Source organism: Rubrivivax soli, assembly GCF_049810355.1.
Lineage (GTDB): Bacteria > Pseudomonadota > Gammaproteobacteria > Burkholderiales > Burkholderiaceae_C > Rubrivivax.
Genome location: NZ_CP187368.1, coordinates 4,242,237 through 4,268,248, shown reverse-complemented (window position 1 = coordinate 4,268,248; position 26,012 = coordinate 4,242,237). Strand labels below are relative to the sequence as shown.

Sequence of the window (26,012 nt, the reverse complement as noted above, 5' to 3'; positions counted from 1 at the left end):
CCATGCTAGCGCAGCGATTCTGCGGCCTCGGCCGGGCGATACAACTCCTGACAGCGGCCGCCGGGGCGGTGCGCATTTGTGCCGGCTGCAAACCGCCTGCCGCCGCCTACCGCCGCTGGCAGCCGGCGCAGAAGTAGGTCGAGCGCTGCGCCTGCACGACGCGGCGGATGGTGCCGCCGCAGCGGGCGCAGGCCTGCCCTTCGCGGTCGTAGACCTGCGCGTGGGTCTGGAAGGCGCCGTCCATGCCGTGCACGTCGCGGAAGTCGCGCAGCGTCGAGCCACCGAGCTCCAGCGCCCGCGCCAGCGTGGCGCGCACCGCCGCCAGCAGCCGCGCTGCGCGCGGGCGGCTGATGCGGTCGCTGCGCAGCGCGGGGTGGATGCCCGCCGCGTGCAGCGCCTCGCAGGCGTAGATGTTGCCGGCGCCCACCACCACCGCGCCCGACAGCAGCACGGCCTTCACCGGCGCGCGGCGACGCTGCAGCTCGGCATGGAACGCGGCGTCAGTCAGCGCCGGGTCGAAGGGCTCGGGCCCGAGCGCCGCCAGCAGTTTCGCCGCCGGATCGTCGTGCAGCGACGGCGACCACACCACGGCGCCGAACCGGCGCGGGTCGGTCAGCCGCAGGGTGCCCTGGCTGGTGGCGAGATCGAAGTGGTCGTGCGGCCCGGGCGGGCCGGCATCGGCCTGCAGCGCGAGCGACCCCGACATGCCCAGGTGCAGCAGCAGACCGCCCGGCGCGCCGCCGCCCAGCAGCGGCAGCCACAGGTACTTGCCGCGCCGCGCCACCGGGCCGACCGAGGCGCCCGCCAGCTGCTCGGGCGCCACGCCCAGCGGCCAGCGCAACGGCTTGCCCAGCCGTGCCGACAGCACCCGCGCACCCCGCAACGGGGCGTCAATGCCCCTGCGTGTGACCTCAACTTCAGGGAGTTCGGGCATCCGGGCATTATGTGAGAATGAATCGCAACCGCCAGGAGCCCCGATGACCGTGAAACCGCGCTGGCGCCACGCCTTCGGCGCCGTGATGCTGGCGATCTGCAGTGCCTGGCCGGTCGCCCATGCACAGGCACCGGGCCCGGCGGCCGACGCGCCGGCCGCCCCGCCGGTGAACTCGGCACTCGACGCCCCGCTGCTGTACCAGCTGCTCATCGGCGAGATCGAACTGCGCACCGGCGAGCCCGGGGCCGCCTACGAGGTCATCCTCGACGCCGCCCGCCGCAGCAAGGACGAAGCGCTGTTCCGCCGTGCCGTCGACATCGCGCTGCAGGGCCGCGCCGGCGAGCAGGCGCTGGCCGCCACGCGCGCCTGGCGCACGGCGCACCCGAAGTCGCTCGACCCGCTGCGGCTGCAGTTGCAGATCCTCTCGGCGCTGAACCGCCTGCCCGACGCGGTGGAGCCGCTGCGCACGCTGCTGAACCTGACGCCCGCGGCCGACCGCCCGGGGCTGATCGCGGCGCTGCCGCGCTTCTTCGGCCGCGGCAGCGACCCGGCGAAGACGGCCGCGCTGCTGGAAGACGTGCTGGCCGTGTACGCCCGGGACCCCGCCACGCGCGTGCCGGCCCTGGTGTCCGTGGGCCGCGGCCGCCTGGCCGCCGGCGAGAGCGACAAGGCCCTGGCCGCGGCGCAGCAGGCGCAGCGCGAGGACGGCGCCGCCCCAGGCCCGGTGCTGCTGGCGCTGGAACTGCTGCCCAAGGAGCCCGAGGCCGAGGCCATCGTCACCACGCACATGGCGCGCGCCGATGCCGAGCCCTCGCTGCGCCTGGCCTGGGTGCGCACGCTCACGCAGCAACAGCGCTACGCCGACGCGGTGCGCGAGCTGGAGGTCGTCACGCGGCAGAAGCCCGACCTGGCGCCGCCCTTCCTGTCACTGGGCGCGCTGCACCTGGAGCTGCGCCACCCCAAGGAAGGCGAAGCCGCGCTGCTGCGCTACGTCGAACTGGCCCAGGCGCAGCGGGCCGAAGCCGCGGCGCCTGCCGCATCGGCAGCGTCTGCCGCGGAGGCCGACGACGACGACACCCGTCCGCCGCGGCCCGAGCAAGGCCTGATCCAGGCCTGGCTGATGCTGGCCCAGGCCGCCGAGCAGCGCAGCGACTTCCCGGCCGCGGAAGCCTGGCTGGCGAAGATCGACGACCCGCAGCGCGCACTGGAAGTGCAGACGCGGCGCGCCTCGATGCTGGCGCGGCAGGGGCGCATCGACGAAGCCCGCGCGGTCGTGCGCGCCACGCCCGAGCGCGATGCCGACGACGCGCGGTCGAAGCTGCTGGCGGAAGCCGGCGTGCTGCGCGACGTCAAGCGCTGGAAGGAGGCGCTGGAGGTGCTGAGCAGCGCCAACGAGCGTTTCCCCGACGACACCGACCTGCTTTACGAACAGGCCATGATGGCCGAGAAGCTCAACCGCATGGACGAGCTCGAACGGCTGCTGCGCCGCGTGATCGAGCTCAAGCCCGACAGCGCGCAGGCCTACAACGCGCTCGGCTACTCGCTGGCCGATCGGCGCGTGCGGCTGGTCGAGGCACGCGAGCTGATCAGGAAGGCGCTGGAGCTGACGCCGGGCGACCCCTTCATCACCGACAGCCTGGGCTGGGTCGAGTACCGGCTGGGCAACCGCGACGAGGCCCTGCGCCTGCTGCGCCAGGCCTACGCGGCGCGGCCCGATCCCGAGATCGCCGCCCACCTGGGCGAGGTCCTGTGGTCCTTCGGCCAGCAGGACGAAGCCCGCAAGGTCTGGATCGAAGCGCGGGGCCGCGACGCCGCCAACGACGTGCTGCGCGAGACCCTGGCCCGGCTCAAGGTCGCCCTTTGACCGCACCGGCCCAGCGCGCGCGGCGCCGGGCGGTCGCGGGGCTGCTGGTCGGCGGGTGGGGGCTGCTGCTCGCCGGCTGCGCCACGCCGCCCGCGCCGGCGCCCGGCAGCGACTGGATCAACGGCCGGTTGAGCCTGCGGGTGGAGACCGGCGCCGACGCCACGACCGCGCCGCGCCAGTTCAGCAGCGCCTTCGAACTGCAGGGCGACGCCGAGCGCGGCGAGCTGCGCCTGACCTCACCGCTGGGCAGTGTGGTCGCGGCGGCGCGCTGGTCGCCGGATGCCGCGGAACTCGTCACCGGCGACGGCACACGCCGTTACACCGACCTCGACGCCCTGGCGCAAGACACACTGGGCGAAGCGCTGCCGCTGCGTGCGCTGCCGTCGTGGCTGCACGGCCGGCCCTGGCCGGGCGCCCCGCGGCGCGACACCGCCGGCGGCTTCGAGCAACTGGGCTGGCAGGTCGACCTGGGCCGCTATGCTGAGGGTTGGCTCGAGGTGCGCCGCAGCGCGGCACCGGCCGTGACCCTGCGCGCCCGCATCGAGCGCTCCTGACCCCGCGGCCTGCCCGCTGCCCCTCCGCTGTTCCTCCGATGGCCCTCCGTTCGCTCCACGACCTGTCCGCCCCGGCCAAGCTCAACCTGTTCCTGCACGTCGTCGGGCGTCGCGACGACGGCTACCACCTGCTGCAGTCGCCCTTCCAGCTCATCGATTGGGCCGACACGCTGCACATCGAGCGCCGCGACGACGGCCGGCTGCAGCGGCACGACCTCGGCCCGGCACTGCCCGCCGACGATCTGTGCCTGCGCGCGGCGCGGCTGCTGCAGAACGAGAGCGGCTGCACGCTGGGTGCCGACATCAGCATCGACAAGCAGGTGCCCTGGGGCGCGGGCATGGGCGGCGGCAGTTCCGACGCCGCCACCACACTGCTGGCGCTGAACCGCCTGTGGGGCCTGCACTGGCCGCGCGCCCGGCTGCTGGCGCTTGGTGCGCGGCTGGGCGCCGACGTGCCTTTCTTCATCGGCGGCCACAACGCCTTCGTCGAAGGCATCGGCGAGCAGCTGACGCCGGCGCGCCTGCTGCGCCAGTGGTTCGCGGTCGTGAAACCTGCCGCGGCGATCGCCACCGCAGAGATCTTCTCGCACCCCCTGCTGCAACGTGGCACAAAAAGCGTTATAGTCACGGGCTCTCTTGCAGAGGATCCGGAACTGAAGCAGTTCTGCACAGGCTACGGTCGCAACGACCTGCAGGCTGCGGCAGAAGGCCGATGTCCCGAGGTGGCGCAAGCCGCTCGCTGGCTGGAGGCTCGTTTCGGCAACAGCCGCATGACGGGCTCGGGCAGCGCGGTCTTCGCAAGAGCAGGCACAGGTGAACAACCCGTGGCGACATGTCCGGCAGCCGAGCTGCCGCCGGGATGGGTGGGCCGCTTGTGCCGCAGTCTGGATGCGCATCCGCTCGCGGAGTGGGCTGCAGGCTGAGACAGGTTTCAAGGTGGTGGCGCAAGCCACGACCTGCGTAGGGGAGTCGCCAAGTTGGTCAAGGCATCGGATTTTGATTCCGACATGCGAGGGTTCGAGTCCTTCCTCCCCTGCCAAATCCTTCCTTAGGGAAGCCGCGTCCGCGCGCTCGCCCGCCTTCGGAGATTCCACCGTGCTGTTCAACACCGTGCTGTTCACCGGCAATGCCAACCCGGTGTTGGCACAGGAAATGGCTTCGCACCTGAGTGTCGAACTCGGCCGGGCCACGGTGGGCCGCTTCTCCGACGGCGAGGTCACCGTCGAGATCCGCCAGAACGTGCGCGCCCGCGACGTCTTCGTGGTGCAGAGCACCTGCGCGCCGACGAACGAGAACCTGATGGAACTCTTCATGATGGTCGATGCGCTCAAGCGTGCCAGCGCGCGCCGCATCACCGCCGTGATCCCGTACTTCGGCTACGCCCGGCAGGACCGCCGCCCGCGCAGCACCCGCGTGCCCATCAGCGCCAAGGTCGTGGCCAACATGCTCGAGACCGTGGGCGTCGAGCGGCTGCTGACGATGGACCTGCACGCCGACCAGATCCAGGGTTTCTTCGACATCCCGGTCGACAACATCTACGCCAGCCCGGTGCTGCTGTCGGATCTGAAGAGCAAGAACTACAAGGACCTCGTCGTCATCTCCCCCGACGTCGGCGGCGTCGTGCGCGCCCGTGCGCTGGCCAAGCAGCTCGGCTGCGACCTGGCCATCATCGACAAGCGCCGCCCCGCGGCCAACGTCTCGGAAGTGATGCACGTCATCGGCGAGATCGAAGGCCGCAACTGCGTGATCATGGACGACATGATCGACACCGCCGGCACGCTGGTGAAGGCGGCCGAGGTGCTGAAGGAACGCGGCGCCAAGAGCGTCTACGCCTACTGCACGCACCCCGTCTTCAGCGGCCCGGCGGTCGAGCGCATCGCCAAGAGCCAGATCGACGAAGTCGTCATCACCAACACCATTCCGCTGTCCGACGCCGCGAAGGCCTGCCCGAAGATTCGGCAGCTGTCGGTCGCGTTCCTGTTTGCCGAATCGATCCGCCGCATCAGCGACGGGGAATCGGTGACCTCGCTGTTCGCAGAGCAGAACAGCAACTTCTGAGCCCTGGTCGCGGGGCTTTATCCACTTGGAGTTCACATGAAATTCACAGCTTACGAGCGTACGCTGCAGGGGACCGGAGCGAGCCGCCGCCTGCGCCTCGCTGCCAAGGTGCCCGGCATCGTCTACGGTGCCGGCACCCCGACGATGATCGAGGTCGATCACAACGCGCTCTTCTTCGCGCTGAAGAAGGAAGCCTTCCACTCGTCGATCCTCGAGATGGACCTGGCCGGCAAGACCGAGAAGGTCCTGCTGCGCGACTTCCAGGTGCACGCCTGGAAGCCCATCGTGCTGCACGTCGACTTCCAGCGCGTGGACGACACCACCCGCCTGCGCAAGAAGGTGCCGCTGCACTTCAGCGGCGAAGAGAACTCGCCGGCCGTGAAGACCGACAAGTGCCTGGTGCAGCACGTGGCCACCGAACTCGAGATCGAGTGCCTGGCCTCGCAACTGCCCGAGTTCGTGACGATCGACCTGTCGGGCCTGGTGCGCAACCAGAGCCTGCACACCAGCGACCTGAAGCTGCCGGAAGGCATCAAGGCCGTGAAGCACGGCACCCAGAACCCGGTGATCGTGGCCGTGACCACGCCGAAGGTCGAGGAAGAAGTGGCCGCGCCGGTCGTGGTGGCCGCCGAAAAGGGCAAGGGCAAGCCCAAGAAGGACGAGAAGCAGAACAAGAAGTGACCCTCGCGCGGCGGGCCACCCCCGCCGGCAGGACCACCCTCGAAGCCCCACCCCGGTGGGGCTTCGCCGTTTCCGGCCCCCCCTATCATTCCGTTCCATGATTCGACTCTTCGTTGGCCTGGGCAACCCCGGCCCCGAGTACGAGGCCACGCGCCACAACGCCGGCTTCTGGTGGGTGGACGCGTTGGCGGTGCAGCTGGGCGTGCGCCTGGTGCCCGAGCGCAGCTACCAGGCGCTGGCCGCGCGCGCCAACCTGCCCGGCGGCCCGGTGTGGCTGCTGGAGCCGATGACCTTCATGAACCGCTCGGGCTTCTCGGTGGCAGCGCTGGCGCGCTTCTTCAAGATCGCGCCCGGGGAGATCCTCGTCGTGCACGACGAGCTCGACGTGCAGCCCGGCCAGGCCAAGCTGAAGCTGGGCGGCAGCACCGGCGGCCACAACGGCCTGAAGGACATCCACGCGCAGCTCGGCACGCTGGACTTCTGGCGGCTGCGGCTGGGCATCGGCCATCCGGGCGTGAAGGCCGAGGTGGTGCACTGGGTGCTGAAGAAACCGTCGCCCGACCACCGCGAGGCGATTGCCAAGTCCATCGAGCAATCGCTCACTTCGGTTCCCGATATGCTGGCTGGCCAGATGGACCGTGCACTGCAGAAGGTGCATGCGCAGCCGCCGCGTCCCAAGCCCCCGCGGCCGGCGCCCGCACCGGCAGCCGCACCCGTCCCGCCCGCCGCCGAAGGAGACACCTGATGCGCACCTGCACCCTGCCCCTCGTCATGCTGCTGGCCCTGCTGCTGGCCGGCACCGCCCAGGCCCAGACCATCTGGCGGTGCGGTGCCGACGGCCGCAGTTTCTCGGACCGGCCCTGCCCCGACGGCCGGCTGCAGGCAACCGCCGATCCGGTGGACCGCGACCGTGTCGCCGCCGCCCAGGACATCGCCGAACGCGAGCGCACGCTGGCGCGCACGCTGGAACAGCAGCGGCTGCAGTTCGAGGCGCAGCAGCCGGGCTACGCCATGATCCCGCACAGCGCAGCTTCGGAGGCGGCGCGCGCCAACGCGCTCACGGCGTCGGCACGGGCGAAGCGGGAGCGGCGGGAACAGCGGGAGCGTCTGGCGCAGCAGGGCTGGTGGCCGAAGCCGGTGACGCTGCGGAAGCCGTCAAGACACGGTACTTGGCGAGCAGCTGGTCCGGAGTCTCGACAAACGACGGATTGACCGGGATGCACTCCACCGGGCAGACCTGCACGCACTGCGGCTCGTCGAAGTGGCCCACGCACTCGGTACAGCGGTGGGGGTCGATCTCGTAGATCTCCGCGCCCATCGAGATCGCCTGGTTCGGGCACTCGGGTTCGCAGACGTCGCAGTTGATGCACGCGTCGGTGATCCACAGGGCCATGGCGGGTTCAGCTCTCGGGTTGCGTGGTGACGCGCTCTTTCAGGCGCCGAAGCACCGAGGGTGCCACGAACTTGGAGACATCACCGCCGAGGCTGGCAATCTCGCGCACGAACGTGCCGCTGACGAACTGGAACTGATCGCTCGGCGTCATGAACACCGTCTCCACCTCGGGCATCAGCTGGCGGTTCATGCCGGCCATCTGGAACTCGTACTCGAAGTCGCTCACCGCCCGCAGGCCACGCACCACCACCTTGCCGCCGTTGTCGACGACGAAGTCGCGCAGCAGGCCGCGGAAGGCCGTGACCTCGACGTTCTTGTAGGGCGCGGCGATCTCGCGCGCGATCTCCAGCCGTTCGGCGATCGTGAACATCGTGCGCTTGTGGTGACCGGCCGCCACGGCCAGGATCAGGCGGTCGAACAGCGTCGAGGCGCGGCGCATCAGGTCTTCATGGCCCAGGGTCATCGGGTCGAAGGTGCCCGGGTAGACGGCGGTCGTCGGCTTCGCGGTGGTCACGGCTTGCATCCTAGGGGGTGACCGCGGGAGTGTAGCGGCGGCGCAGCAGCTGGAAACACACGGCGCCGGCGCGCGACTGCCGGTGCGGTTCCAGGCCGGCCGGCAGTTCGAGCAGCGGCGCCGCCGCTTCGACATACAGGTAGCCGCCCGGCACCAGCAGGTGCGCGGCGGCGGCCGCCGCCGGGGCGGCCAGTTGCGCGTCGAACGGCGGGTCCAGCAGCACGAGCTCGAAACCGGCCGAGGGCGCCGCAGGCATCCAGGCCATCGCGTCGGCACGCAGCACCCGCAGCGTCTGGGCCTTCAGCCGCGTGCGCGACGCGTCCAGGCTGGCCACCAGCGCCGGGTCGCGCTCCAGCAGCAGCACGTCGGCAGCCCCGCGCGAGGCGGCCTCGAAGCCGAGCGCGCCGCTGCCGGCGAAGGCATCGAGCACGCGCCAGCCTTCCAGGTCCTGCCCGAGCCAGTTGAACAGCGTCTCGCGCACGCGGTCGGGCGTGGGACGCAGGCCGGGGCTGTCGGCCACCGGCAGCTTGCTGCGCTTCCACTGGCCGCCGATCAGCCGCACCTCGTGTGGCCGGCTGCGGTGCAGGCGCACGGCCTGCGGCTGGCCGTCGACATGGCGGACGCGGTGCTTCACAGGCGCACGGGGATGCCGTCGCGTGCGAGCAGCGCCTTCGCCTGCGCCACGGTGAAGGTGCCGTAGTGGAAGATGCTGGCCGCCAGCACGGCATCGGCGCCGCCGATGCGGATGCCTTCGCTCAGGTGCTCCAGCGCGCCGACGCCGCCCGAGGCGATCACCGGCACCGGCACCGCATCGCTGACGGCACGCGTGAGTTCGAGGTCGAAGCCGATCTTCGTGCCGTCGCGGTCCATGCTGGTGAGCAGGATCTCGCCGGCGCCGAAGGCTGCCATCTGCGTCGCCCAGGCCACGGCATCCAGGCCGGTGTTCTTGCGCCCGCCGTGGGTGTAGACGTCCCAGCCGCCGCCCGGCCGGGCCTTGGCGTCGATGGCCACCACGATGCACTGCGCACCGTACTTGTCCGAGGCGTCGCGGATCACCTGCGGGTCGGCCACGGCGGCCGAGTTGAAGCTGACCTTGTCGGCCCCGGCATTCAGCAGCCGCCGCACGTCGGCCACCGTGCGCACGCCGCCGCCCACCGTGAGCGGGATGAAGACCTGCGCGGCCACGGCCTCGATGATGTGCAGGATGAGGTCGCGGCCGTCGCTGGTGGCGGTGATGTCCAGGAACGTCAGTTCGTCGGCGCCCTGCTCGTTGTAGCGGGCGGCGATCTCCACCGGGTCGCCGGCATCGCGCAGTTCGACGAAGTTGACGCCCTTGACGACGCGGCCGCCGGTGACGTCGAGGCAGGGGATGATGCGCTTGGCCAGCATGCAGGTCTTCAGCGGTCGCCGTTCAGCACGTCGGCGCGGGCCTGCGCGGCGGCGAAGTCGAGCGCACCGGTGTAGATGCTGCGGCCGCAGATCACGCCCTCGACGCCCTCGCCTTCCACCGCGCACAGGCGCTCGATGTCGGCGATGCCAGACAAGCCCCCCGAGGCGATGACAGGGATGGTCAGCGCCTGCGCCAGCTTCACCGTGGCCTCGATGTTGATGCCGGTGAGCATGCCGTCACGGCCGATGTCGGTGTAGATCACGGACTCGACGCCGTAGTCCTCGAACTTCTTCGCCAGGTCCACGACCTCGTGGCCCGTGAGCTTGCTCCAGCCGTCGGTGGCGACCTTGCCGTCCTTGGCGTCGAGGCCGACGATGATGTGGCCGCCGAAGGCGGTGCAGGCGTCCTGCAGGAAGCCGGGGTTCTTCACCGCCGCGGTGCCGATGATGATGTAGCTGATGCCGTCGTCGAGGTAGCGCTCGATGGTGTCGAGGTCGCGGATGCCGCCGCCGAGCTGCACCGGGATCTCGTCGCCCACCTCGCGCAGGATGGCCTTCACGGCGGACTCGTTCACCGGCTTGCCCGCGAAGGCGCCGTTCAGGTCGACCAGGTGCAGGCGGCGTGCGCCGGCATCCAGCCAGCGCCGCGCCATGGCGGCCGGATCTTCACCGAAGGTGGTGGAAGCTTGCATGTCGCCTTGTTGCAGGCGGACGCAATGGCCGTCTTTCAGGTCGATGGCAGGGATCAGCAGCATGGCCGTGCGGTCAGCGTGTGGGGGGAGGTTGGGGGGAAGGACGACCCGGGGATCGGCAGAACGGGAGTTCAGGGCTTCCAGCGCAGGAAGTTGCGGTACAGGGCCAGTCCGTGGGCGGCGCTCTTCTCGGGGTGGAATTGCGTCGCAAAAATGTTATCCCGCGCCACCGCGCAGGTAAAGCGATCGCCGTACTCGGTCTCGCCGGCGCTGTGCAGCGGGTCTGCCGGCTCCGCGTAGTAGCTGTGCACGAAATAGAAGTACGCGCCATCGGGCACGCCGTGCCACATGGCATGCAACCGCGGGCTGTGGCGCTGGAAGACACGGTTCCAGCCCATCTGCGGCACCTTGTAACGGCTGCCGTCGGGCTGGCGCCGGCCCTCCAGCCGGAAGCGGCGCACCTCGCCGGGCACCAGCGCCAGGCCGGGCGTGTCCTGCTCCTCGCTGTGCGTCAGCAGCATCTGCATGCCCACGCACACGCCCATCAGCGGCTTGCGCGCAGCGGCGTCGAGCACCGCGTCGCGCAGGCCCGAGGCCTGCAGCTCGGCCATGCAGTCGCGCATCGCGCCCTGCCCCGGCAGCACCACGCGGTCGGCGGCGTACACCTCCTCGGGGTTGGCGGTGACGATGACCTTGATGTCGTGCGCGTCGCGCGCGACGTGTGCCACCGCCTGCGACACCGAGCGCAGGTTGCCCATGCCGTAGTCGACGACGGCGACGACCTCTGCGGTCACAGCGAACCCTTGGTCGACGGGATCACGCCGGCCGAGCGCGGGTCGGGCGTCAGCGCCATGCGCAGCGCGCGCGCGAAGGCCTTGAACACCGTCTCGCACTGGTGGTGCGCGTTGTCGCCCTTCAGGTTGTCGATGTGCAGCGTGACCAGCGCGTGGTTCGCGAAGCCCTGGAAGAACTCGTAGGTGAGCTGCGTGTCGAAGCCGCCGATCATGCCGGCCTTGAACGGCACGTCCATGTGCAGCCCCGGCCGGCCCGAGAAGTCGACCACCACGCGCGACAGCGCCTCGTCCAGCGGCACGTAGCTGTGGCCGTAGCGCGTGATGCCCTTCTTGTCGCCCACCGCCTGCGCCACCGCCATGCCCAGCGTGATGCCCACGTCTTCCACCGTGTGGTGGCCGTCGATGTGCAGGTCGCCCACGGCCTGGATGTCGAGGTCGATGAGGCCGTGGCGCGCGATCTGGTCGAGCATGTGGTCGAAGAAACCGATGCCGGTGGCCAGCTTCGCCGCGCCGCTGCCGTCCAGGTTCAGCTGCACGCGGATCTGCGTTTCCTTGGTGTCGCGGCGGACGTCGGCGGTGCGCATCACAGGCTCTCTTTCAGTGCGGCGAGCATCAGCTCGTTTTCATCGGGGGCGCCGACGGTCAGGCGCAGGCAGTTCGCCAGCAGCGGGTGCAGACCGGCGATGTGCTTGACCAGCACGCCGCGGGCCTTCATGCCCTCGAAGGCGCGCCTGGCGTCGGGCACGCGCACCAGCAGCATGTTGGCCTCGCTCGGGAACACGCGCACGCCCGGCAGCGGCTGCAGTGCGGCCGCGATGCGATCGCGCTCACTGCGCAGCAGCGCCGCCTGGCGCGCATATTCGTCGGCATGCTCGATCGCGAACAGCGCCGCCTCGGCATTCAGCACGCTCACGTTGTACGGCGGCCGCACCTTCTCGATCTGCGCGATCAACGGCGCGGCACCGCACAGGTAGCCCAGGCGCACGCCCGCCAGGCCGAACTTGCTCAGCGTGCGCATCACCAGCACGTGCGGCTGGCTGGCCATGCGCCACATCCAGGTGCGCGACGCAAACGGCTGGTAGGCCTCGTCCATCACCACCAGCCCGTTCTGCGCGCCCACGGCAGCGACGATGCGCTCGATGACAGCGTCGTCGAACAGGTTGGCGGTGGGGTTGTTCGGGTAGGCGATGTAGGTCAGCGCCGGCCGGTGCCGTTCGATCGCCTCCAGCATCGCGGCCTCGTCGAGCGCGAAGTCGGCCGTGAGCGGCACGCCCACGAAGCGCAGGCCGCGCAGCTTCGCCGACATCTCGTACATCACGAAACCCGGCAGCGGCGCCAGCACCGTGGCGCCGGGCACGTTGCAGGCCACCGAGAGCATGTCGATCAGCTCGTCGGAGCCGTTGCCCAGCATCAGCGCGCAGCCCGCGGGCAGGTCGACGAAGCGCGACAGCGCCGCCACCAGGTCGGCCACGCACTGCGTCGGGTAGCGGTTGATCGCCACCCGCCCCAGGCGCTCGCCCAGCGCCTGCTGCAGTTCGGGCGGCAGGCGGAACGGATTCTCCATCGCGTCCAGCTTCACCAGGCCGGCGCTGGGCTGGATGGCGTAGGCATGCATGCCGGCCACGTCCTGGCGGATGGTGGCGCGGAGGCGGTCGTCCAGAGGTGTGGTCATGCGGGGGCGTCGAGCAGTTCAGGCCCGAGCAGGAAGGGGTTGACGATGCTCAGCTTCTCGAACTGCTGGCCGTGCTGCAGGTCTTCGGTCAGCAGCCAGCGGCAGCCCATGTGCTGCGCCGCGGCCACCATCAGCGCGTCCCAGTAGTTCACGTGGTGCCGGCTTTCCACGGCCCAGGCGGTCTCCACCGTTGGCTGGTCGACCAGCCACGGCTTCCACTGCTGGTAGCGGCGCACCTCCGCGCGCGCGTCGCCTGCCGAGATGGCGGTGGCGAAACGCCGGCGCGCATTGGCATAGAACTCGTGCAGGACCTGGCTGCTGAGGCGACCGCAGCGGCGCTGCCAGCAGGCCGTCAGCCAGGCCTGCGACCGCGCCTGCTTGGCCGGATCGGCCTCGTCGAAGGCATAGAGCAGCACGTTGGTGTCGACGAAGACGGTGTCGCTCATGTGCGCGGCCGGCTGCGGTCGTACATCTCGTCGTCACTCAGGAAGGGCTGCGTCGAGCGGCCCCAACTGCGGAACTCCAGCGCCTCGCGCATCGCGCGCTCGTAGGCGTCGTCGTGGCGCATCTTCTCGGCCAGCAGTTCGCCGACCAGGCGCGAGACGCTGGTGTTGCGGCGCGCGGCTTCCATGCGTGCCCATTCGGCGACGCTGTCTTCCATCGTGACGGTGACGTTCTTCATGGTCGGCGTCCAACTCCACGAAATTCGTGTTCCACGATTTTCGTGTCACACGAAGTTCGTGTCAACGCTTCAGACGCATCTCCGCCGCCTGCGCGTGGGCCTGCAGGCCTTCGCCGTAGGCCAGCTCGGCGGCGATCGGCCCCAGGAAGTTGGCGCCCGCCTCGCTGACTTCGATGAGGCTGCTGCGCTTCTGGAAGTCGTAGACACCCAGCGGCGAGCTGAAGCGCGCGGTGCCCGAGGTCGGCAGCACGTGGTTGGGGCCGGCGCAATAGTCGCCCAGGCTCTCGCTGGTGTAGGCGCCCAGGAAGATGGCGCCGGCATGGCGCAGCAGCGGTTCCCAGCGGTGCGGGTCGCGCGAGCTCACCTCCAGGTGCTCGGGCGCGATGCGGTTGCTGATGGCGCAGGCCTCTTCCATGTTCTTCGTGAGGATCAGCGCACCGCGCCCCTCCAGGCTGGCGCGGATGACGTCGCGGCGCGGCATGGCCGGCAGCAGGCGGTCGATGGCGGACTGCACCTGCGCGATGTAGGCGGCATCGGGGCACAGCAGGATGCTCTGCGCCAGTTCGTCGTGCTCGGCCTGGCTGAACAGGTCCATCGCCACCCAGTCGGCCGGCGTCGTGCCGTCGGCCAGCACCAGGATCTCGCTCGGCCCGGCGATCATGTCGATGCCGACCTGGCCGAAGACCCGGCGCTTCGCCGCGGCCACGTAGGCGTTGCCCGGGCCGGTGATCTTGTCCACGCGCGGGATCGTCGCGGTGCCGTAGGCCAGCGCCGCCACCGCCTGCGCGCCGCCCACCGTGAAGACGCGGTGCGCCCCGGCCACGTGGGCCGCTGCCAGCACCAGCGCGTTGCGCTCGCCGCGGGGCGTGGGCACGACCATCACGATCTCGCCGACACCGGCCACCTGCGCCGGGATCGCGTTCATCAGCACGCTGCTCGGGTAGGCCGCCTTGCCGCCCGGCACGTAGATGCCGACACGGTCCAGCGGCGTGACCTTCTGGCCCAGCAGCGTGCCGTCGGCATCGCGGTACTGCCAGCTCAGGCCGCAGGCGTCGCGCTGGCGCTCGTGGTACGCCCGCACGCGCGCCGCGGCGGCCTGCAGGGCGCCGCGCTGCGCCGGCGTGATGGCGTCGAACGCGGCCTGCAACTCGGCCGGACCGAGTTCCAGCGCCGCCACCGTCTCGGCGTGCACGCCGTCGAAGCGGGCGGTGTAGGCGAGCACGGCCGCGTCGCCGCGTGCGCGCACGTCGGCAATGATCTCGGCCACGCGTGTCTCGATGGCGGAGTCGGTCTCGGCCGACCAGTGCAGCACGCGCTGGAAGTCGGCCTCGAAGCCGTCGGCGGCGGTGTGCAGGTGGCGGATGGCGACGGGCGTGGCGCTCATGGCTGGATGGCGGATTCGAAGGCGTCGATCAGCGCGCGCAACGGCTCGCGCTTGAGCTTCAGCGACGCCGGGTTCACGACGAGGCGCGACGAGATGTCCATGATCTTCTCGACCTCGACCAGGTGGTTCGCGCGCAGCGTGCTGCCTGTCGAGACCAGGTCGACGATGGCGTCGGCCAGGCCCGTGAGCGGCGCCAGTTCCATCGAGCCGTAGAGCTTGATCAGGTCGACGTGCACGCCCTTGGTGGCGAAGAACTCGCGCGCGGCGTGCGTGTACTTGGTCGCCACGCGGATGCGCGAGCCCTGCTTGACCGCGGCGGCGTAGTCGAAGTCGGCACGCGTGGCCACGCTCATGCGGCACTTCGCGATGTTCAGGTCGAGCGGGCGGTACAGGCCACCACCGTGCTCCAGCAGCACGTCGAGACCCGCCACGCCGAGATCGGCGCCGCCGTGCTCGACGTAGGTCGGCACGTCGGTGGCCCGCACCAGCACCACGCGCACGTCGGGGCGGGTGGTGCCGATGATGAGCTTGCGGCTCTTCTCGGGATCTTCCAGCACCTCGATGCCGGCGGCCTTCAGCAGCGGCAGGCTGTCGTCGAAGATGCGGCCCTTGGACAGTGCGAGCGTGATCATGGCGGGGCGGTCGTTCACTTCACGCGCTCGATGTCGGCGCCCAGCCCGCGCAGCTTGGCTTCCATGCGGTCGTAGCCGCGGTCGAGGTGGTAGATGCGGTCGACCACCGTCTCGCCCTCGGCCACCAGCCCGGCGATCACCAGGCTGGCCGACGCGCGCAGGTCGGTGGCCATCACGGTGGCACCGCTCAACTGCGGCACGCCCTGGATCACCGCCGTGTGGCCGTCGATCTGGATGTTGGCCCCCAGGCGCAGCAGCTCGTTGACGTGCATGAAGCGGTTCTCGAAGATCGTCTCCGAGACCTTGGCGACGCCGTCGGCGATCGCGTTCACGGCCATGAACTGCGCCTGCATGTCGGTGGGAAAGGCAGGGTACTCGCTGGTGCGGAAGCTCACCGCCTTCGGCCGGCCGTTGCCCTTCACGCGGATCCAGTCGGCGCCGATCTCCATCGACACGCCGGCCTCGCGCAGCTTGTCGAGCACCGCGTCCATGTGGTCGGCGCGCGTGCCCTTGACCAGCACGTCGCCGCCGGCGGCGGCCACCGCGCACAGGAACGTGCCGGTCTCGATGCGGTCGGGGATGATGCGGTGCGGCACCTTCGGCGCGTGCAGCCGCTCGACACCCTGGATGCGGATGCGGTGCGTGCCGTGGCCTTCGATCTGCGCGCCCATCGCGATCAGCAGTTCGGCCAGGTCGGGGATCTCGGGCTCCTGCGCCGCGTTCTCCAGCACCGTCTCGCCCTCGGCCAGCGTGGCAGCCATCAGCAGGTTCTCGGTGCCGGTGACGGTGACCATGTCGGTGCTGATGCGCGCACCCTTCAGCCGCGACGTCTTCGCAATGATGTTGCCGCGCTCGACCGAGATCTGCGCGCCCATCAGCTGCAGGCCCTTGATGTGCTGGTCCACCGGCCGCGAGCCGATGGCGCAGCCGCCCGGCAGCGAGACGATGGCGACACCGAAGCGCGCCAGCAGCGGCCCGAGCACCAGGATGCTGGCGCGCATGGTCTTCACCAGCTCGTAGGGCGCCACGGGGTTGTTCACCGGGCCGGCGTCGACCGTGGCGCTGCCGTCGTCGTGCAGCTCGGCCGTGGCGCCCATCTGGCGCAGCAGCTTCAGCGTCGTCGCCACGTCCTGCAGGCGCGGCACGTTGGCCAGCGTCACGGGCTCGGCCGTCAGCAGCGTGGCGCACAGCTCCGGCAGCGCGGCGTTCTTGGCGCCGGAGATGGTGACCTCGCCCTGCAGGGGGCGGCCGCCGCGGATCAGGAGTTTGTCCATGCTGGTGGCGCGCGGCGCGGGCCGCGGCAGTGGGGGCTGGGGGGTGGGATCAGCCGGCGTGTTCGGCCGGCGTCAGGGTCTTCATCGACAGCGCGTGGATCTGCTCGCGCATGCGGTCGCCGAGCGCGCCGTACACGCGCTGGTGGCGGCGCACGCGGCTCAGGCCTTCGAACTCGGCCGAGACGATGGTGGCGAAGAAGTGCCGGCCGTCGCCTTCGACTTCCAGGTGCTCGCAGGGCAGGCCCGCGGCGATGAAGGCGCGCACCTGCTCGGGGGTCGGCTCGCCCATGTCAGCTCAGCTCGGTCTGGCGCTCGATGATGCGGCTGACGATGCCGTAGGCCACGGCTTCCTCGGCGCTCATCCAGTAGTCGCGTTCCATGTCGGCCAGCACCTTCTCGAGCTTCTGGCCCGTCTGCGCCGCGACCACGCGGGCGATGCGCTCGCGCACCTTGATGATCTCGCGCGCCTGGATCGCGATGTCGCTGGCACGGCCGCCGGCGCCGCCTGCGGGCTGGTGGATCATGAAGCGCGTGTTCGGCAGGCAGACCCGGCGCTCCTTGGGAGCCGCCAGGTAGATGTGCGTGCCGGCGCTCGCCACCCAGCCGGTGCCGATGGTCGTGACCGGCGCACGCACGAAGCGCACCACGTCGTGGATCGCGTCGCCGCTTTCCACGTGGCCGCCGGGCGACGAGATCAGCATCTGGATCGGTGCGTCGCTCTCCTGCGACAGCGCGATCAGGCGCTCGCAGGTGCGGCGCGCGAGCTGGTCGTCGATCTCGCCGAACACCAGCACGAAGCGCGACTTGAACGCCAGCTGCTCCTGCAGGCTGGCGGCGCCGGCCTTGGACTTGTCGGCCTTGTCGGCGCTCTTGTCGTCGCCGGCGGCGATGGTGTGGGTCATGCGGGGTCTCCGGGGTTTCCCTGCATTATCTCAACTGCGCAGCTTGTAGCCCGTGCGCAGCAATTGCAGGCACACCGCCGACACGGCCAGGAAGCTGCCGCCCACGATGCCCAGGCTGAGCCAGGGCGAGACGTCGCTGGCGCCGAAGAAGCCGCGCCGGAAGCCGTCGATCATGTAGAAGAACGGGTTCAGGTGGCTCACCGTCTGCCACACGCCGGGCAGCGAGTGCACCGAATAGAACACGCCCGACAGGAAGGTCATGGGCATGATGATGAAGTTCTGGAACGCCGCCATCTGGTCGAACTTCTCGGCCCACAGCCCGGCGATCAGCCCCAGCGCCCCGAGCATGCCGGCGCCCAAAGCGGCGAAGACCACGATCCACCACGGCTCGGCCAGGTGCAGCGGCGCGAACCACACGGTGACGGCGAAGACGCCGCAGCCCACCGCCAGCCCGCGCACCACCGAGGCGCCCACGTAGGCCAGGAACCAGGCCCAGTGCGACAGCGGCGTCACCAGCAGGAACACCAGGTTGCCGGTGATCTTGCTCTGGATCAGGCTGCTGCTGCTGTTGGCGAAGGCGTTCTGCAGCACGCTCATCATCACGAGGCCCGGCACCAGGAAGCTGGTGTAGCTGACGCCGGGGAACACCTGCACGTGCTCTTCGAGCACATGGCCGAAGATCAGCATGTACATCACGGCCGTCAGCACCGGCGCGGCCACGGTCTGGAAGGCCACGCTCCAGAAGCGCAGGATCTCCTTGCGGAACAGGGTGCCGGCACCCGCGAACACGACGCTCACTGGACGACCCTCCGCACTGCGTGCTCCGGGATGAGCGCTTGGGAACGGCCCGGCGCGCTCATGCCGGCGCCCCCGCCGGCACGCCGTCCATGATCTGCAGGAACACGTCCTCCAGGTCGGCGCGGCCGATCTCCAGGTCTTCCACCTGCACGCCGGCCGCGCGCAGCGTGCCCAGCACCGCCTCGACCTCGGCCGCGTCGTGCGCCTTCAGCTGCACGCTGCGGCCGGTCACGCGCGCCTGCGGCGCCAGCGCGTCGGGCAGCGGCTGGTCGGTCTTGAAGCGCAGCATCGTGCTGGCCATGCCCGACAGCAGCGCCGAGGTCTTGTCCAGCGCCACCACCCGGCCCTGCTTGAGCATCGCGATGCGGCCGCACAGCGCCTCGGCCTCTTCGAGGTAGTGCGTGGTCAGCAGCACCGTGTGGCCTTCCTTGTTGAGCCGCGCGATGAACTGCCACAGCGTCTGCCGCAGTTCCACGTCGACGCCGGCCGTCGGCTCGTCGAGCACGATCACCGGCGGCCGGTGCACCAGCGCCTGCGCCACCAGCACGCGCCGCTTCATGCCGCCGGAGAGCTGGCGCATGTTGGCGCCCGCCTTGTCGGTCAGGCCCAGGTGGTGCAGCAGCTCGTCGATCCAGGCATCGTTGTGCTTCACGCCGAAGTAGCCGCTCTGGATGCGCAGCACGTCGCGCACCTTGAAGAAGGGGTCGAACACCAGTTCCTGCGGCACGATGCCCAGCGCCTTGCGCGCGGCCACGTAGTCGTCCACCACGTCGTGGCCCATCACGGCCACCCGCCCGCTGCTGGCGCGCACCAGGCCGGCCAGGATGGAGATCAGCGTCGTCTTGCCGGCGCCGTTGGGCCCGAGCAGGCCGAAGAACTCGCCCTGCGCGATCTCGAACGAGACGCCGTCGAGCGCACGGAAGTCGCCCCGTGCGCCGCTGTAGGTCTTGGTGATGTGGTCGAAGCGCACGGCAGGCATAGGGGGCGGGATTGTAGGCAGGCGCGCCGGATCCTGCCGGTGCCAGAATGCGCGGGCTCATGGCCACCGCCCCCGCGAAGAAACCCCGCCGCACCGCCGAGCGCATCCTGGAGGTCACGCTCGACCTCTTCAATCGCTTCGGCGAACCCAACGTCAGCACCACGCTGATCTCGGCCGAGATGGGCATCAGCCCGGGCAACCTGTACTACCACTATCCGGCCAAGGACGAGCTGATCAACGCGCTGTTCGACCGCTACGAGAAGGCGCTGAACGAACTGCTGCAAGCCGCCGACGGCGTCGAGAACGTCGAGGACGCCTGGTTCTTCTTCCACACGCTGTTCGAGCTGATCTGGCAGTACCGCTTCCTGTACCGCGACCTCAACGACCTGCTCAGCAAGAACCGGCGCCTGGAGACGCACTTCCAGTTCGTGCTGCAGCACAAGGGCCGCGCGGTGCAGGCGGTGCTGGACGGCCTGTCGCGCGGCGGTGCCATGCGCATCACAGGCGCCGAGGCCGCCCCGGTGGCCACCGCGATGGTGGTGGTGCTGACCTACTGGCTCAGCTACGAATACGTGCGCGAGCCGCGCAAGGCGCTGGAGGCCGACGCCGCCGCGCTGTCGCTGGCGCGCGGCGCCTACCATCTGCTGAGCCTGCTGATGCCCTATCTCGACGCCGACTCGAGGGCGCACCTGCAGGCCCTGGCCGCACCGTACGCACCCTACCAAGGCACGCAACAACCCTGAGGAGACCCCGATGGCCAAGTGGACCGCCTTCCCCTACGACAGCGCCGCCTACACCTACGACGCCGCCGCGCTGAAGAAACAGTGGGCGCGGCTGCATGCCGGCGACGCCGAGCCCTGGGCCGTGGCATCGAAGGACGACGACGTGCTCGCCGCCTGGGCGCTGTTCCATGCCGGCGACTTCCAGAAGGCCTTCGACGCCGGCCTGAAGGCGGGCGGCGCCGGCATCACGGTGGCCAACAAGGCCCAGGCCATCTACGCCAACTACCTGGAGAAGAGCGAGAAGACCAAGCTCGCGATGTTCCTGGAAGTCGCCGAGCGCGCCGAGGCGCAGCAGGCCGCCGAGCCGAAGAACGCCAACGCCTTCTACTGGCAGGCCTACGCCATCGGCCGCTACGGCCAAGGCATCAGCGTCGCGAAGGCGCTGGCGCAGGGCCTGGGCAGCAAGGTCAAGAACGCGCTGGAGACCACCATCGCACTGGCGCCCAAGCATGCCGACGCGCACATCGCGCTCGGGTCCTTCCATGCCGAGGTCATCGACAAGGTCGGCAAGCTGCTGGGCAAGACCCAGGGTGCCGACGCCGCCACCGGGCTGAAGATGTTCAAGGAAGCGCTGAAGCTCAACCCCGGCAGCGCCATCGCGATGGTCGAGTACGCCAACGGCCTGGTCATGCTCGAAGGCGACAAGAAGATGAAGGACGCAGAGGCGCTGTACGCCGACGCTGCGGCCTGCAAGCCGCTGGACGCGATGGAACGGCTCGACGTCGAGATGGCCAAGGCCGAACTCGAGGAGTGAAGCGCGCGGGCGGGCCACGGACCGCCCCAACGGCGCGCCCCACGGTCCAAGATTGACACGCCGCGCGCGTCGCCGCAGGCTGGGGCCATGGAGGCGGTGCGCATCTTCATCAGCTACCGGCGCGACGACGCCGCGGGCTACGCGCGTGCCGTCTACGACGCGCTGGCGCAGCGCTTCGGCGCCGCCCAGGTGTTCATGGACGTCGACGACATCCCGGCCGGCCAGGCCTTCGATGCCGTGATCCGCCAGGCCGTGGGCAGCGCCGGCGTGCTGGTGGCGCTGATCGGACCGCGCTGGCGCGGCGAGCGCCGTGCCGCCGACGGACTGCCGCCGCGAATCCTGGCCGACGGCGACTTCGTGCGCCACGAGATCGCCAGCGCGCTGGCGCAGGGGCTGACCGTGGTGCCGGTGCTGCTGGAAGGCACGCCGATGCCCACCGCCGCGCAGCTGCCGCCCGACCTGCAGCCGCTGCTGCTGCGCAACGCGCTGCCGCTGGACAACACGCGCTTCGCCGCCGACATCGACCGCCTGGCTGCAGCGCTGCGGCTGGCGCTGGGCACGCCGGCCGCCGCACCCCGCCGCCGCTGGCTGCTGGCCGGTGGCGCCGTGCTGGCGGCTGCGGCAGTGGCCGGCGCGGCCGTGCTGCTGCTGCGCCCCCGAGCGCCGCCGCGCCCGGCGATCAACGGCCGCTGGCAGGGCAGCGTGCACTACGACTGGCCGGGCGCGCGCCACGACGAGCGCTTCGACTTCGCGGGCGACGGCACCGTGCTCACGGGCACGGCCAGTTTCCTCGGTGTGCCGCGCCCCATCCGCGACGGCAGCGTCGATGCCGACGGGCTGCGCTTTGCGGTGCACACCGGCGAGCTCGGCAGCGACCGCGTCAACGTGCAGCGCTACCACGCGCGGCTGGTCGACGGCGAACTGCGCGTCGTGGTGCAGACCGAAAGCGCCGGCCAGGCGCACCGGCCGGTGGAGTTCGTGGCACGACGTTGACACGACGCAAACCGTGCACGAGCAGCGGGCTCGCACGCGTGCCAGCATGCGACAGAATGGCTTGCGAGCCGGCCGTGGCACCCTGCCCCGCCGCGACACAACGACAACATGCGAGGGAGAACCCATGCAATCCATGCGTCTGCGCAGTCGCGCGCGCGCTCCACTGTCACTGGTCGTGCTGCTGACCATGGCTGCGCTGGCCACCGGCTGCTCGACTCCCGCGCCCAACTACCGCCCGTCCCTGGACAACGTCGAGGCCATCAAGGCCCAGGCAGCCACGGTGGCGCTGGGCGCCTTCTCGGTGCCTGCCATGGCCCCCGGTGCCACGGCCATCAGCCTGCGCGGCAGCAGCATGGTGTCGCCCGTGGGCGCAGACTACGCCGCCTACTTGGGAGATGCGCTGCGCCAGGAACTGCAGCTGGCCGGCCGGCTGGACCCGGCGTCCCAGGTCGTGGTCAGCGGCGTGCTGCTGAAGAACGACATCGCGGCCGGCGGCTTCTCGACCAACAGCGGCGAGATCGAAGCGCGCATCGCCGTGCACCGCGCCAGCCAGCTGCGCCACGAGAAGACCTACCGGGCCGAACTGAGCTGGGAGTCATCGTTCATCGGTGCCATCGCCATCCCGAAGGCCCAGCAGCAATACCCCGTGCTGGTGCAGACATTGCTGCGCCAGATGTTTTCCGACACCAGCTTCCTCGAAGCCCTGAAGTGAGCCGCGCCATGCCCGTGCACCGCCTGTTCTGCGCCGGCCTGCTGGCCGCCTTCGTCGCCCTGCTGGTGGGCTGCGCCCACCCGATCTCGCTGAACCCCGACATCAGCAAGCTGCAGGCGGCCAGCGCGCAGAAGATCCAGAAAGGCGTGGGGCTGCAGATCAGCGACGAAGAACGCCAGCGGGAAGTCACCACGCCCGGCGGCGGTGGCGACAAGGTGCGCTACCAGCCGTACCGTGACCTGGAGGCCGGCCTGTACGTGGTGCTGTCGCAGAGCTTCGCCAATGTTGTGCAGGTGGCTGGCGCCACCGACCCCAAGGTGATGACGCAGGGTCTGCACTACATCGTGCGGCCGACCATCACGACGAATTCCTCGTCGTCCAGCCTGCTGACCTGGCCGCCTACGGCCTTCACGGTCGACGTGGTCTGCCGCGTCGAGGACCTGCAAGGCAGGCTGGTGAAGGAAGTACGCGCCTCGGCCGAGGGCAAGGCCGAGTTCAGCGAGTTCAAGAACGACTTCTCGCTCTCGGCCAAGCGTGCCGCCGATGCCGCGCTGGTCCAGTTGCTGCAGGCGTTCCAGACGGCCGCGGCCGAGCTGCAGTAGCGCCGCCGCGTCAGCCCAGCGCCCGGATCTCGTCGGGCACCGGCACGCCGCGCACGCCCACGCCGCCGGGGCCACGTGCCGCGAACACACGCACCTCGGTGCCTTCCACCAGCAGGTCGGCGCCGCGCCAGATGCGGTGGCGCTGCACGAAGCTCTTGTTGCGCCACTCCACCACGACGGTCTCGATGGCCAGGCGGTCGCCGTACATCGCGGGCTTCATGAACTTCGTCTGCACGTCGACGATGGGCGTGCCGACCACGCCCCAGCGTGCCTCGGCGTCGCGCCAGCTGGCCACGCCGCGCAGCACGAACCAGTGGCGGCTGGCGGCGTCCATCCAGCGGTAGAAGTTCGGGAAGTAGACGATGCCCGCGGGGTCGCAGTCGCCGAACTCCACCGGCAGCGTGTACAGGCCGGTGGTGTCGGCGGGGGGCGTGGCTGGCGTGGTTGCTTGCATGGCGGGTGCGCTCCCGGTGTTCTCTAGGCGGATCCAGGCTTGCGCTTGTACCAGCGGATGGCCTGCTCGCGCGGCGCGCGGGGCGGGGCGCCGTGCGCCTGCAGCGTGCGGTCGAAGGCACGGCCGGCGTCGTCGGCCAGCGCGGCCTCGCGCGCCGCGCGCACGGCACCGGCCGTGTGCAGGTGGTCGATGGTGTGCAGCAGCGCTTCCTTGCCGCGTTCGTTGGTGCTGCCGTAGCCCTTGATCAGGCGCCCGCAGCGCGCCAGTTCCAGTGCCAGCGCGGGGTCGCGCCCCGCCGCGCGCTGCACCGCGCCCACCCAGCGTTCGATCAGCGCCTGCTCCTGCGCGAAGCGCTGGCCGCGCCGGCGCTGGCCCTTCAGCGCCGCCACCAGCCGCAGCGCCAGCACGCCGGTCACCGTGTGCGTGCCCAGCTGCAGCGTCAGCGCCCAGGGGTCCTTGCCGGCCGCCACGCGGCGCCGGTCCCAGGCCTGCAGGCGCTGCGCCAGGCCGGCCGGCAGCAGCGCTGCGAACTCGGGCACGCCGGGCTTGAAGTGGTCGTACAGCTTCAGGATCTCGTCGTCGCGCGCCGCCACCTCGCGCCGCACGCGCACGAGCCGGCTGCGCGCCAGCTTCAGCCCCGCCACCTGCACGATGTCGTCGAAGGCCATCCACAGCGCCAGCCAGCGCTCCATCTCGTGCAGCGTCTCGGCGCCGGCGCCTGCCGCCTGCAGGCGCGCCAGACGCTCGTCGTACAGGCGCACGTAGGCGGCGTCCTGGTAGGCCAGCAGGCGCGCCCGCGCGAGCGCGCGCAGGTCGGGTGGCGGTGCAGGCGCCAGCGCCGCGTCCACCACCGCCTGCTGGGCGCGGCGCTGCCGCACGGCGTCGAACGCCAGCGCGAAGCCGCGCAGGCTGGCCTCGACACCGCGGCTGCCCTTGCCGCCGGCGCGGATCTGCGCCTCGAACACGTCGCGTCCGAACGGCAGCAGCCCGCTGCCGGCAATGGCGCCCAGCAGCACCGAGCTGACCACCGTGCCCGCCTGCTGCGCCATGCCCGCCAGGTCCAGCAGCTCGGCCGCACGCGCGTGGCGCTGCAGCGTGGCCACCAGCGCCGCGGCGTCGACGCGGCCGTCGGTCTGCTGCATCTTCTCGGCCACCGTCAGCGCGCGCGCGGTCGAGCTGATGACCAGCGTGCGCTCGGCCGAGCTCATGCCGTTGCCGACCTGGCGCACGGTCTCCAGCAGCTCCGACGACACCAGCAGGTCGATGGCGCCCGGCACCGGGTTCAGGCTGAACACGGGGCGCCGGTCGCCCAGCTGCTGCTGCCGCTGCGGGTAGATCTCGACGTAGTACGTGGTGGCGCCAGTGCGCTGCGCCACGCCGGGGATCGACGTGCTCTGCGCCGGGTGGCCGGCGCGCACGGCGGCACCGTACAGCCATTCGGCCAGCACGCCGCCGCCTTCGCCGCCGAGCGCGCAGACCAGGATGGTGATGGGCTGCTGCGTCACGTCAGTCGAGCTTCAGGCCGATCTCTTGGATGAAGGCGCCGAAGCGCTGGCGGTCGCGCGCCTGGCCGGCGATGAAGTCGCCGCGCGTGCCGACGGCCACCTCGCCGCCGATGCCCTTGATCACGTCCTGCAAGCGCGGCGTGGCCAGCGCCTTGTTGATCTCGTCGTGCAGCTGCGCCACCACCGCGGCCGGCGTGCCGTTGGGCGCGTAGATGCCGAACACGGTGTCGGCGTCGAAGCCTGCCATGCCGGCCTCGGCCAGCGTGGGCGTGTCGGGCACGGCGCTGCTGCGGCGCGGGCTGCCCACGGCCAGCAGCTTGAGCTTGCCTTCCTTCGCGTGGCGCAGGCCGGGGCCTGGGTCGAACATGAACTGCACCTGGCCCGCCAGCAGGTCCACCAGGGCCGGCGCCGCACCCTTGTATGGCACGTGCTGGGCGTCGAACTTCGCCTGGCGCTTGAACATCTCGCCCGCCAGGTGCGGGCTGCTGCCGTTGCCGGCCGAGCCGAAGCTGAGCTTGCCCGGGTTAGCCTTGGCATAGGCGATGAACTCGGCGGCGTTGTTCACCGGCAGCGACGGGTGCGCCATCAGGAACACCAGCACGCGCGCGACGCTGGCCACCGGCAGCAGGTCGCGCTCGGCGTCGAAGGGCATCTTGGTGTACAGGAACGGGTTCACCGTGACGGCGCCGCCGCTGCTCATCAGCAGCGTGTGGCCGTCCCCCGGCGACTTCGCCACCAGGTCGGCGCCCAGGTTGCCGTTGGCCCCGGGCTTGTTCTCCACCACCACCTGCTGCTTCAGCTGCTCGGACAACTGCGTCGCGAGCGCGCGGCCGATGACGTCGGCCGCGCCGCCGGGCGGGAAGTTCACCACCAGCTTCAGCGGCTTGGACGGGAAGGCCTGCGCGTATGCGCCCGGCGCGGCCAGCACGGCAGCGGCGGCGGCCATGGCGGCCAGGGCAAGGGTCAGACGGCGTCGCATCGTGTGTCTCCTGTCGTTGGTGTACATGTCGGGCC

32 protein-coding genes and 1 tRNA gene are annotated in these 26,012 nt (G+C 70.7%); 12 read left to right on the top strand and 21 right to left on the bottom strand.

Annotated features, from left to right (window positions below):
* Positions 1-106: 106 nt before the first annotated feature.
* Complete coding sequence (gene mutM, locus ACPOLB_RS19545) at positions 107-934, bottom strand: bifunctional DNA-formamidopyrimidine glycosylase/DNA-(apurinic or apyrimidinic site) lyase (RefSeq protein ID WP_425257701.1); 828 nt, start codon at positions 932-934, stop codon at positions 107-109.
* Positions 935-977: 43 nt separating this feature from the next.
* On the opposite strand from mutM, the gene ACPOLB_RS19540 reads away from it, so the two are divergent.
* The 7 genes from ACPOLB_RS19540 to pth all read left to right on the top strand — a co-directional run bounded on the left by ACPOLB_RS19540 (position 978) and on the right by pth (position 6,836).
* Positions 978-2,798 (top strand): tetratricopeptide repeat protein, encoded by a 1,821-nt coding sequence (locus ACPOLB_RS19540; RefSeq protein ID WP_425257700.1) that lies wholly within the window; start codon positions 978-980, stop codon positions 2,796-2,798.
* Complete coding sequence (locus ACPOLB_RS19535) at positions 2,795-3,352, top strand: outer membrane lipoprotein LolB (RefSeq protein WP_425257699.1); 558 nt, start codon at positions 2,795-2,797, stop codon at positions 3,350-3,352. Before ACPOLB_RS19540 ends, ACPOLB_RS19535 begins: the two co-directional genes overlap by 4 nt.
* A 38-nt stretch (positions 3,353-3,390) precedes the next feature.
* Complete coding sequence (gene ispE, locus ACPOLB_RS19530) at positions 3,391-4,275, top strand: 4-(cytidine 5'-diphospho)-2-C-methyl-D-erythritol kinase (protein ID WP_425257698.1); 885 nt, start codon at positions 3,391-3,393, stop codon at positions 4,273-4,275.
* A gap of 39 nt (positions 4,276-4,314) precedes the next feature.
* A tRNA-Gln gene (locus tag ACPOLB_RS19525) sits at positions 4,315-4,391 on the top strand.
* A gap of 56 nt (positions 4,392-4,447) precedes the next feature.
* The gene (locus tag ACPOLB_RS19520; RefSeq protein ID WP_425257697.1) at positions 4,448-5,410 is read left to right on the top strand and encodes a ribose-phosphate pyrophosphokinase; all 963 of its coding nucleotides are present in this window, start codon (positions 4,448-4,450) and stop codon (positions 5,408-5,410) included.
* 36 nt (positions 5,411-5,446) lie between these two features.
* The gene (locus tag ACPOLB_RS19515; RefSeq protein ID WP_425257696.1) at positions 5,447-6,091 is read left to right on the top strand and encodes a 50S ribosomal protein L25/general stress protein Ctc; all 645 of its coding nucleotides are present in this window, start codon (positions 5,447-5,449) and stop codon (positions 6,089-6,091) included.
* 97 nt (positions 6,092-6,188) lie between these two features.
* The gene (pth, locus tag ACPOLB_RS19510) at positions 6,189-6,836 is read left to right on the top strand and encodes an aminoacyl-tRNA hydrolase (protein WP_425257695.1); all 648 of its coding nucleotides are present in this window, start codon (positions 6,189-6,191) and stop codon (positions 6,834-6,836) included.
* Between the two features lie 312 nt (positions 6,837-7,148).
* On the opposite strand, the gene ACPOLB_RS19505 is transcribed toward pth, so the two are convergent.
* The 17 genes from ACPOLB_RS19505 to ACPOLB_RS19425 form a co-directional block, all read right to left on the bottom strand.
* Positions 7,149-7,484 carry a YfhL family 4Fe-4S dicluster ferredoxin gene (locus ACPOLB_RS19505; RefSeq protein WP_425257694.1) on the bottom strand — a complete coding sequence of 112 codons (336 nt, stop codon included), beginning with the start codon at positions 7,482-7,484 and terminating at the stop codon, positions 7,149-7,151.
* 7 nt (positions 7,485-7,491) lie between these two features.
* A complete protein-coding gene (coaD, locus tag ACPOLB_RS19500) occupies positions 7,492-8,007 on the bottom strand; it encodes a pantetheine-phosphate adenylyltransferase (RefSeq protein ID WP_425257693.1) in 516 nt (171 codons plus the stop codon).
* Between the two features lies 1 nt (position 8,008).
* Positions 8,009-8,632, bottom strand: a complete 624-nt coding sequence (rsmD, locus tag ACPOLB_RS19495) for a 16S rRNA (guanine(966)-N(2))-methyltransferase RsmD (RefSeq protein WP_425257692.1) — start codon at positions 8,630-8,632, stop codon at positions 8,009-8,011.
* A complete protein-coding gene (gene hisF / locus ACPOLB_RS19490; protein WP_425257691.1) occupies positions 8,629-9,387 on the bottom strand; it encodes an imidazole glycerol phosphate synthase subunit HisF in 759 nt (252 codons plus the stop codon). The genes rsmD and hisF overlap by 4 nt, the downstream gene beginning before the upstream one ends.
* A gap of 8 nt (positions 9,388-9,395) precedes the next feature.
* Complete coding sequence (hisA, locus tag ACPOLB_RS19485; RefSeq protein WP_425257689.1) at positions 9,396-10,142, bottom strand: 1-(5-phosphoribosyl)-5-[(5-phosphoribosylamino)methylideneamino]imidazole-4-carboxamide isomerase; 747 nt, start codon at positions 10,140-10,142, stop codon at positions 9,396-9,398.
* 68 nt (positions 10,143-10,210) lie between these two features.
* Positions 10,211-10,873 carry an imidazole glycerol phosphate synthase subunit HisH gene (gene hisH / locus ACPOLB_RS19480; RefSeq protein WP_425257688.1) on the bottom strand — a complete coding sequence of 221 codons (663 nt, stop codon included), beginning with the start codon at positions 10,871-10,873 and terminating at the stop codon, positions 10,211-10,213.
* A complete protein-coding gene (hisB, locus tag ACPOLB_RS19475) occupies positions 10,870-11,457 on the bottom strand; it encodes an imidazoleglycerol-phosphate dehydratase HisB (RefSeq protein ID WP_425257687.1) in 588 nt (195 codons plus the stop codon). The genes hisH and hisB overlap by 4 nt, the downstream gene beginning before the upstream one ends.
* Entirely contained in the window at positions 11,457-12,545 is a 1,089-nt protein-coding gene (hisC, locus tag ACPOLB_RS19470) for a histidinol-phosphate transaminase (RefSeq protein WP_425257686.1), read from the bottom strand. The genes hisB and hisC overlap by 1 nt, the downstream gene beginning before the upstream one ends.
* The gene (locus tag ACPOLB_RS19465) at positions 12,542-12,991 is read right to left on the bottom strand and encodes a PIN domain-containing protein (RefSeq protein ID WP_425257685.1); all 450 of its coding nucleotides are present in this window, start codon (positions 12,989-12,991) and stop codon (positions 12,542-12,544) included. Before ACPOLB_RS19465 ends, hisC begins: the two co-directional genes overlap by 4 nt.
* On the bottom strand, positions 12,988-13,227 hold the full coding sequence (locus ACPOLB_RS19460; protein WP_425257684.1) for a CopG family transcriptional regulator: 240 nt from the start codon (positions 13,225-13,227) through the stop codon (positions 12,988-12,990). Before ACPOLB_RS19460 ends, ACPOLB_RS19465 begins: the two co-directional genes overlap by 4 nt.
* Positions 13,228-13,288: 61 nt before the next feature.
* Positions 13,289-14,611 (bottom strand): histidinol dehydrogenase, encoded by a 1,323-nt coding sequence (gene hisD / locus ACPOLB_RS19455; protein WP_425257683.1) that lies wholly within the window; start codon positions 14,609-14,611, stop codon positions 13,289-13,291.
* On the bottom strand, positions 14,608-15,243 hold the full coding sequence (gene hisG / locus ACPOLB_RS19450; protein ID WP_425257682.1) for an ATP phosphoribosyltransferase: 636 nt from the start codon (positions 15,241-15,243) through the stop codon (positions 14,608-14,610). The genes hisD and hisG overlap by 4 nt, the downstream gene beginning before the upstream one ends.
* 14 nt (positions 15,244-15,257) lie before the next feature.
* A complete protein-coding gene (gene murA / locus ACPOLB_RS19445; RefSeq protein WP_425257681.1) occupies positions 15,258-16,517 on the bottom strand; it encodes a UDP-N-acetylglucosamine 1-carboxyvinyltransferase in 1,260 nt (419 codons plus the stop codon).
* Positions 16,518-16,566: 49 nt separating this feature from the next.
* Complete coding sequence (locus ACPOLB_RS19440) at positions 16,567-16,806, bottom strand: BolA family protein (RefSeq protein WP_425257680.1); 240 nt, start codon at positions 16,804-16,806, stop codon at positions 16,567-16,569.
* Between the two features lies 1 nt (position 16,807).
* Entirely contained in the window at positions 16,808-17,419 is a 612-nt protein-coding gene (locus tag ACPOLB_RS19435) for an ATP-dependent Clp protease proteolytic subunit (protein ID WP_425257679.1), read from the bottom strand.
* A 30-nt stretch (positions 17,420-17,449) separates the two neighbouring features.
* Positions 17,450-18,217 carry an ABC transporter permease gene (locus ACPOLB_RS19430; protein WP_425257678.1) on the bottom strand — a complete coding sequence of 256 codons (768 nt, stop codon included), beginning with the start codon at positions 18,215-18,217 and terminating at the stop codon, positions 17,450-17,452.
* A gap of 58 nt (positions 18,218-18,275) precedes the next feature.
* Positions 18,276-19,196, bottom strand: coding sequence for an ABC transporter ATP-binding protein (locus tag ACPOLB_RS19425; protein WP_425257677.1), 921 nt, complete (start codon positions 19,194-19,196; stop codon positions 18,276-18,278).
* 59 nt (positions 19,197-19,255) lie between these two features.
* Here ACPOLB_RS19425 and ACPOLB_RS19420 point away from each other — a divergent pair, with 59 nt between their 5' ends.
* From ACPOLB_RS19420 to ACPOLB_RS19400, 5 genes are all read left to right on the top strand, one after another.
* Positions 19,256-19,939 carry a TetR/AcrR family transcriptional regulator gene (locus ACPOLB_RS19420; RefSeq protein ID WP_425257676.1) on the top strand — a complete coding sequence of 228 codons (684 nt, stop codon included), beginning with the start codon at positions 19,256-19,258 and terminating at the stop codon, positions 19,937-19,939.
* A 10-nt stretch (positions 19,940-19,949) separates the two neighbouring features.
* Positions 19,950-20,732 (top strand): hypothetical protein, encoded by a 783-nt coding sequence (locus tag ACPOLB_RS19415; RefSeq protein ID WP_425257675.1) that lies wholly within the window; start codon positions 19,950-19,952, stop codon positions 20,730-20,732.
* A gap of 87 nt (positions 20,733-20,819) precedes the next feature.
* On the top strand, positions 20,820-21,725 hold the full coding sequence (locus ACPOLB_RS19410; RefSeq protein WP_425257674.1) for a toll/interleukin-1 receptor domain-containing protein: 906 nt from the start codon (positions 20,820-20,822) through the stop codon (positions 21,723-21,725).
* Between the two features lie 124 nt (positions 21,726-21,849).
* On the top strand, positions 21,850-22,437 hold the full coding sequence (locus tag ACPOLB_RS19405) for a hypothetical protein (RefSeq protein WP_425257673.1): 588 nt from the start codon (positions 21,850-21,852) through the stop codon (positions 22,435-22,437).
* 8 nt (positions 22,438-22,445) lie between these two features.
* The gene (locus tag ACPOLB_RS19400) at positions 22,446-23,039 is read left to right on the top strand and encodes a hypothetical protein (protein WP_425257672.1); all 594 of its coding nucleotides are present in this window, start codon (positions 22,446-22,448) and stop codon (positions 23,037-23,039) included.
* A 10-nt stretch (positions 23,040-23,049) separates the two neighbouring features.
* Here the strand turns inward: ACPOLB_RS19400 and ACPOLB_RS19395 are convergent, their stop codons facing one another.
* From ACPOLB_RS19395 to ACPOLB_RS19385, 3 genes are read right to left on the bottom strand one after another with little or no spacing between them, the layout of a single operon-like run.
* Entirely contained in the window at positions 23,050-23,493 is a 444-nt protein-coding gene (locus tag ACPOLB_RS19395; RefSeq protein ID WP_425257671.1) for an acyl-CoA thioesterase, read from the bottom strand.
* Positions 23,494-23,516: 23 nt separating this feature from the next.
* Entirely contained in the window at positions 23,517-24,998 is a 1,482-nt protein-coding gene (locus ACPOLB_RS19390; RefSeq protein ID WP_425257670.1) for a DUF6537 domain-containing protein, read from the bottom strand.
* A 1-nt stretch (position 24,999) separates the two neighbouring features.
* Entirely contained in the window at positions 25,000-25,977 is a 978-nt protein-coding gene (locus tag ACPOLB_RS19385; RefSeq protein WP_425257669.1) for a Bug family tripartite tricarboxylate transporter substrate binding protein, read from the bottom strand.
* Positions 25,978-26,012 lie beyond the last annotated feature (35 nt).

Excerpts from the sequence above, each read along its gene's own strand:
- mutM (WP_425257701.1), bottom strand. The coding sequence starts at position 934 with ATGCCCGAACTCCCTGAAGTTGAGGTCACACGCAGGGGCATTGACGCC.
- ACPOLB_RS19540 (WP_425257700.1), top strand. The coding sequence starts at position 978 with ATGACCGTGAAACCGCGCTGGCGCCACGCCTTCGGCGCCGTGATGCTG.
- ispE (WP_425257698.1), top strand. The coding sequence starts at position 3,391 with ATGGCCCTCCGTTCGCTCCACGACCTGTCCGCCCCGGCCAAGCTCAAC.
- ACPOLB_RS19515 (WP_425257696.1), top strand. The coding sequence starts at position 5,447 with ATGAAATTCACAGCTTACGAGCGTACGCTGCAGGGGACCGGAGCGAGC.
- pth (WP_425257695.1), top strand. The coding sequence starts at position 6,189 with ATGATTCGACTCTTCGTTGGCCTGGGCAACCCCGGCCCCGAGTACGAG.
- ACPOLB_RS19505 (WP_425257694.1), bottom strand. The coding sequence starts at position 7,484 with ATGGCCCTGTGGATCACCGACGCGTGCATCAACTGCGACGTCTGCGAA.
- coaD (WP_425257693.1), bottom strand. The coding sequence starts at position 8,007 with ATGCAAGCCGTGACCACCGCGAAGCCGACGACCGCCGTCTACCCGGGC.
- hisF (WP_425257691.1), bottom strand. The coding sequence starts at position 9,387 with ATGCTGGCCAAGCGCATCATCCCCTGCCTCGACGTCACCGGCGGCCGC.
- hisA (WP_425257689.1), bottom strand. The coding sequence starts at position 10,142 with ATGCTGCTGATCCCTGCCATCGACCTGAAAGACGGCCATTGCGTCCGC.
- hisB (WP_425257687.1), bottom strand. The coding sequence starts at position 11,457 with ATGCGCACCGCCGACGTCCGCCGCGACACCAAGGAAACGCAGATCCGC.
- hisC (WP_425257686.1), bottom strand. The coding sequence starts at position 12,545 with ATGACCACACCTCTGGACGACCGCCTCCGCGCCACCATCCGCCAGGAC.
- ACPOLB_RS19465 (WP_425257685.1), bottom strand. The coding sequence starts at position 12,991 with ATGAGCGACACCGTCTTCGTCGACACCAACGTGCTGCTCTATGCCTTC.
- ACPOLB_RS19460 (WP_425257684.1), bottom strand. The coding sequence starts at position 13,227 with ATGAAGAACGTCACCGTCACGATGGAAGACAGCGTCGCCGAATGGGCA.
- hisD (WP_425257683.1), bottom strand. The coding sequence starts at position 14,611 with ATGAGCGCCACGCCCGTCGCCATCCGCCACCTGCACACCGCCGCCGAC.
- hisG (WP_425257682.1), bottom strand. The coding sequence starts at position 15,243 with ATGATCACGCTCGCACTGTCCAAGGGCCGCATCTTCGACGACAGCCTG.
- murA (WP_425257681.1), bottom strand. The coding sequence starts at position 16,517 with ATGGACAAACTCCTGATCCGCGGCGGCCGCCCCCTGCAGGGCGAGGTC.
- ACPOLB_RS19440 (WP_425257680.1), bottom strand. The coding sequence starts at position 16,806 with ATGGGCGAGCCGACCCCCGAGCAGGTGCGCGCCTTCATCGCCGCGGGC.
- ACPOLB_RS19435 (WP_425257679.1), bottom strand. The coding sequence starts at position 17,419 with ATGACCCACACCATCGCCGCCGGCGACGACAAGAGCGCCGACAAGGCC.
- ACPOLB_RS19425 (WP_425257677.1), bottom strand. The coding sequence starts at position 19,196 with ATGCCTGCCGTGCGCTTCGACCACATCACCAAGACCTACAGCGGCGCA.
- ACPOLB_RS19420 (WP_425257676.1), top strand. The coding sequence starts at position 19,256 with ATGGCCACCGCCCCCGCGAAGAAACCCCGCCGCACCGCCGAGCGCATC.
- ACPOLB_RS19415 (WP_425257675.1), top strand. The coding sequence starts at position 19,950 with ATGGCCAAGTGGACCGCCTTCCCCTACGACAGCGCCGCCTACACCTAC.
- ACPOLB_RS19410 (WP_425257674.1), top strand. The coding sequence starts at position 20,820 with ATGGAGGCGGTGCGCATCTTCATCAGCTACCGGCGCGACGACGCCGCG.
- ACPOLB_RS19405 (WP_425257673.1), top strand. The coding sequence starts at position 21,850 with ATGCAATCCATGCGTCTGCGCAGTCGCGCGCGCGCTCCACTGTCACTG.
- ACPOLB_RS19400 (WP_425257672.1), top strand. The coding sequence starts at position 22,446 with ATGCCCGTGCACCGCCTGTTCTGCGCCGGCCTGCTGGCCGCCTTCGTC.
- ACPOLB_RS19395 (WP_425257671.1), bottom strand. The coding sequence starts at position 23,493 with ATGCAAGCAACCACGCCAGCCACGCCCCCCGCCGACACCACCGGCCTG.
- ACPOLB_RS19385 (WP_425257669.1), bottom strand. The coding sequence starts at position 25,977 with ATGCGACGCCGTCTGACCCTTGCCCTGGCCGCCATGGCCGCCGCCGCT.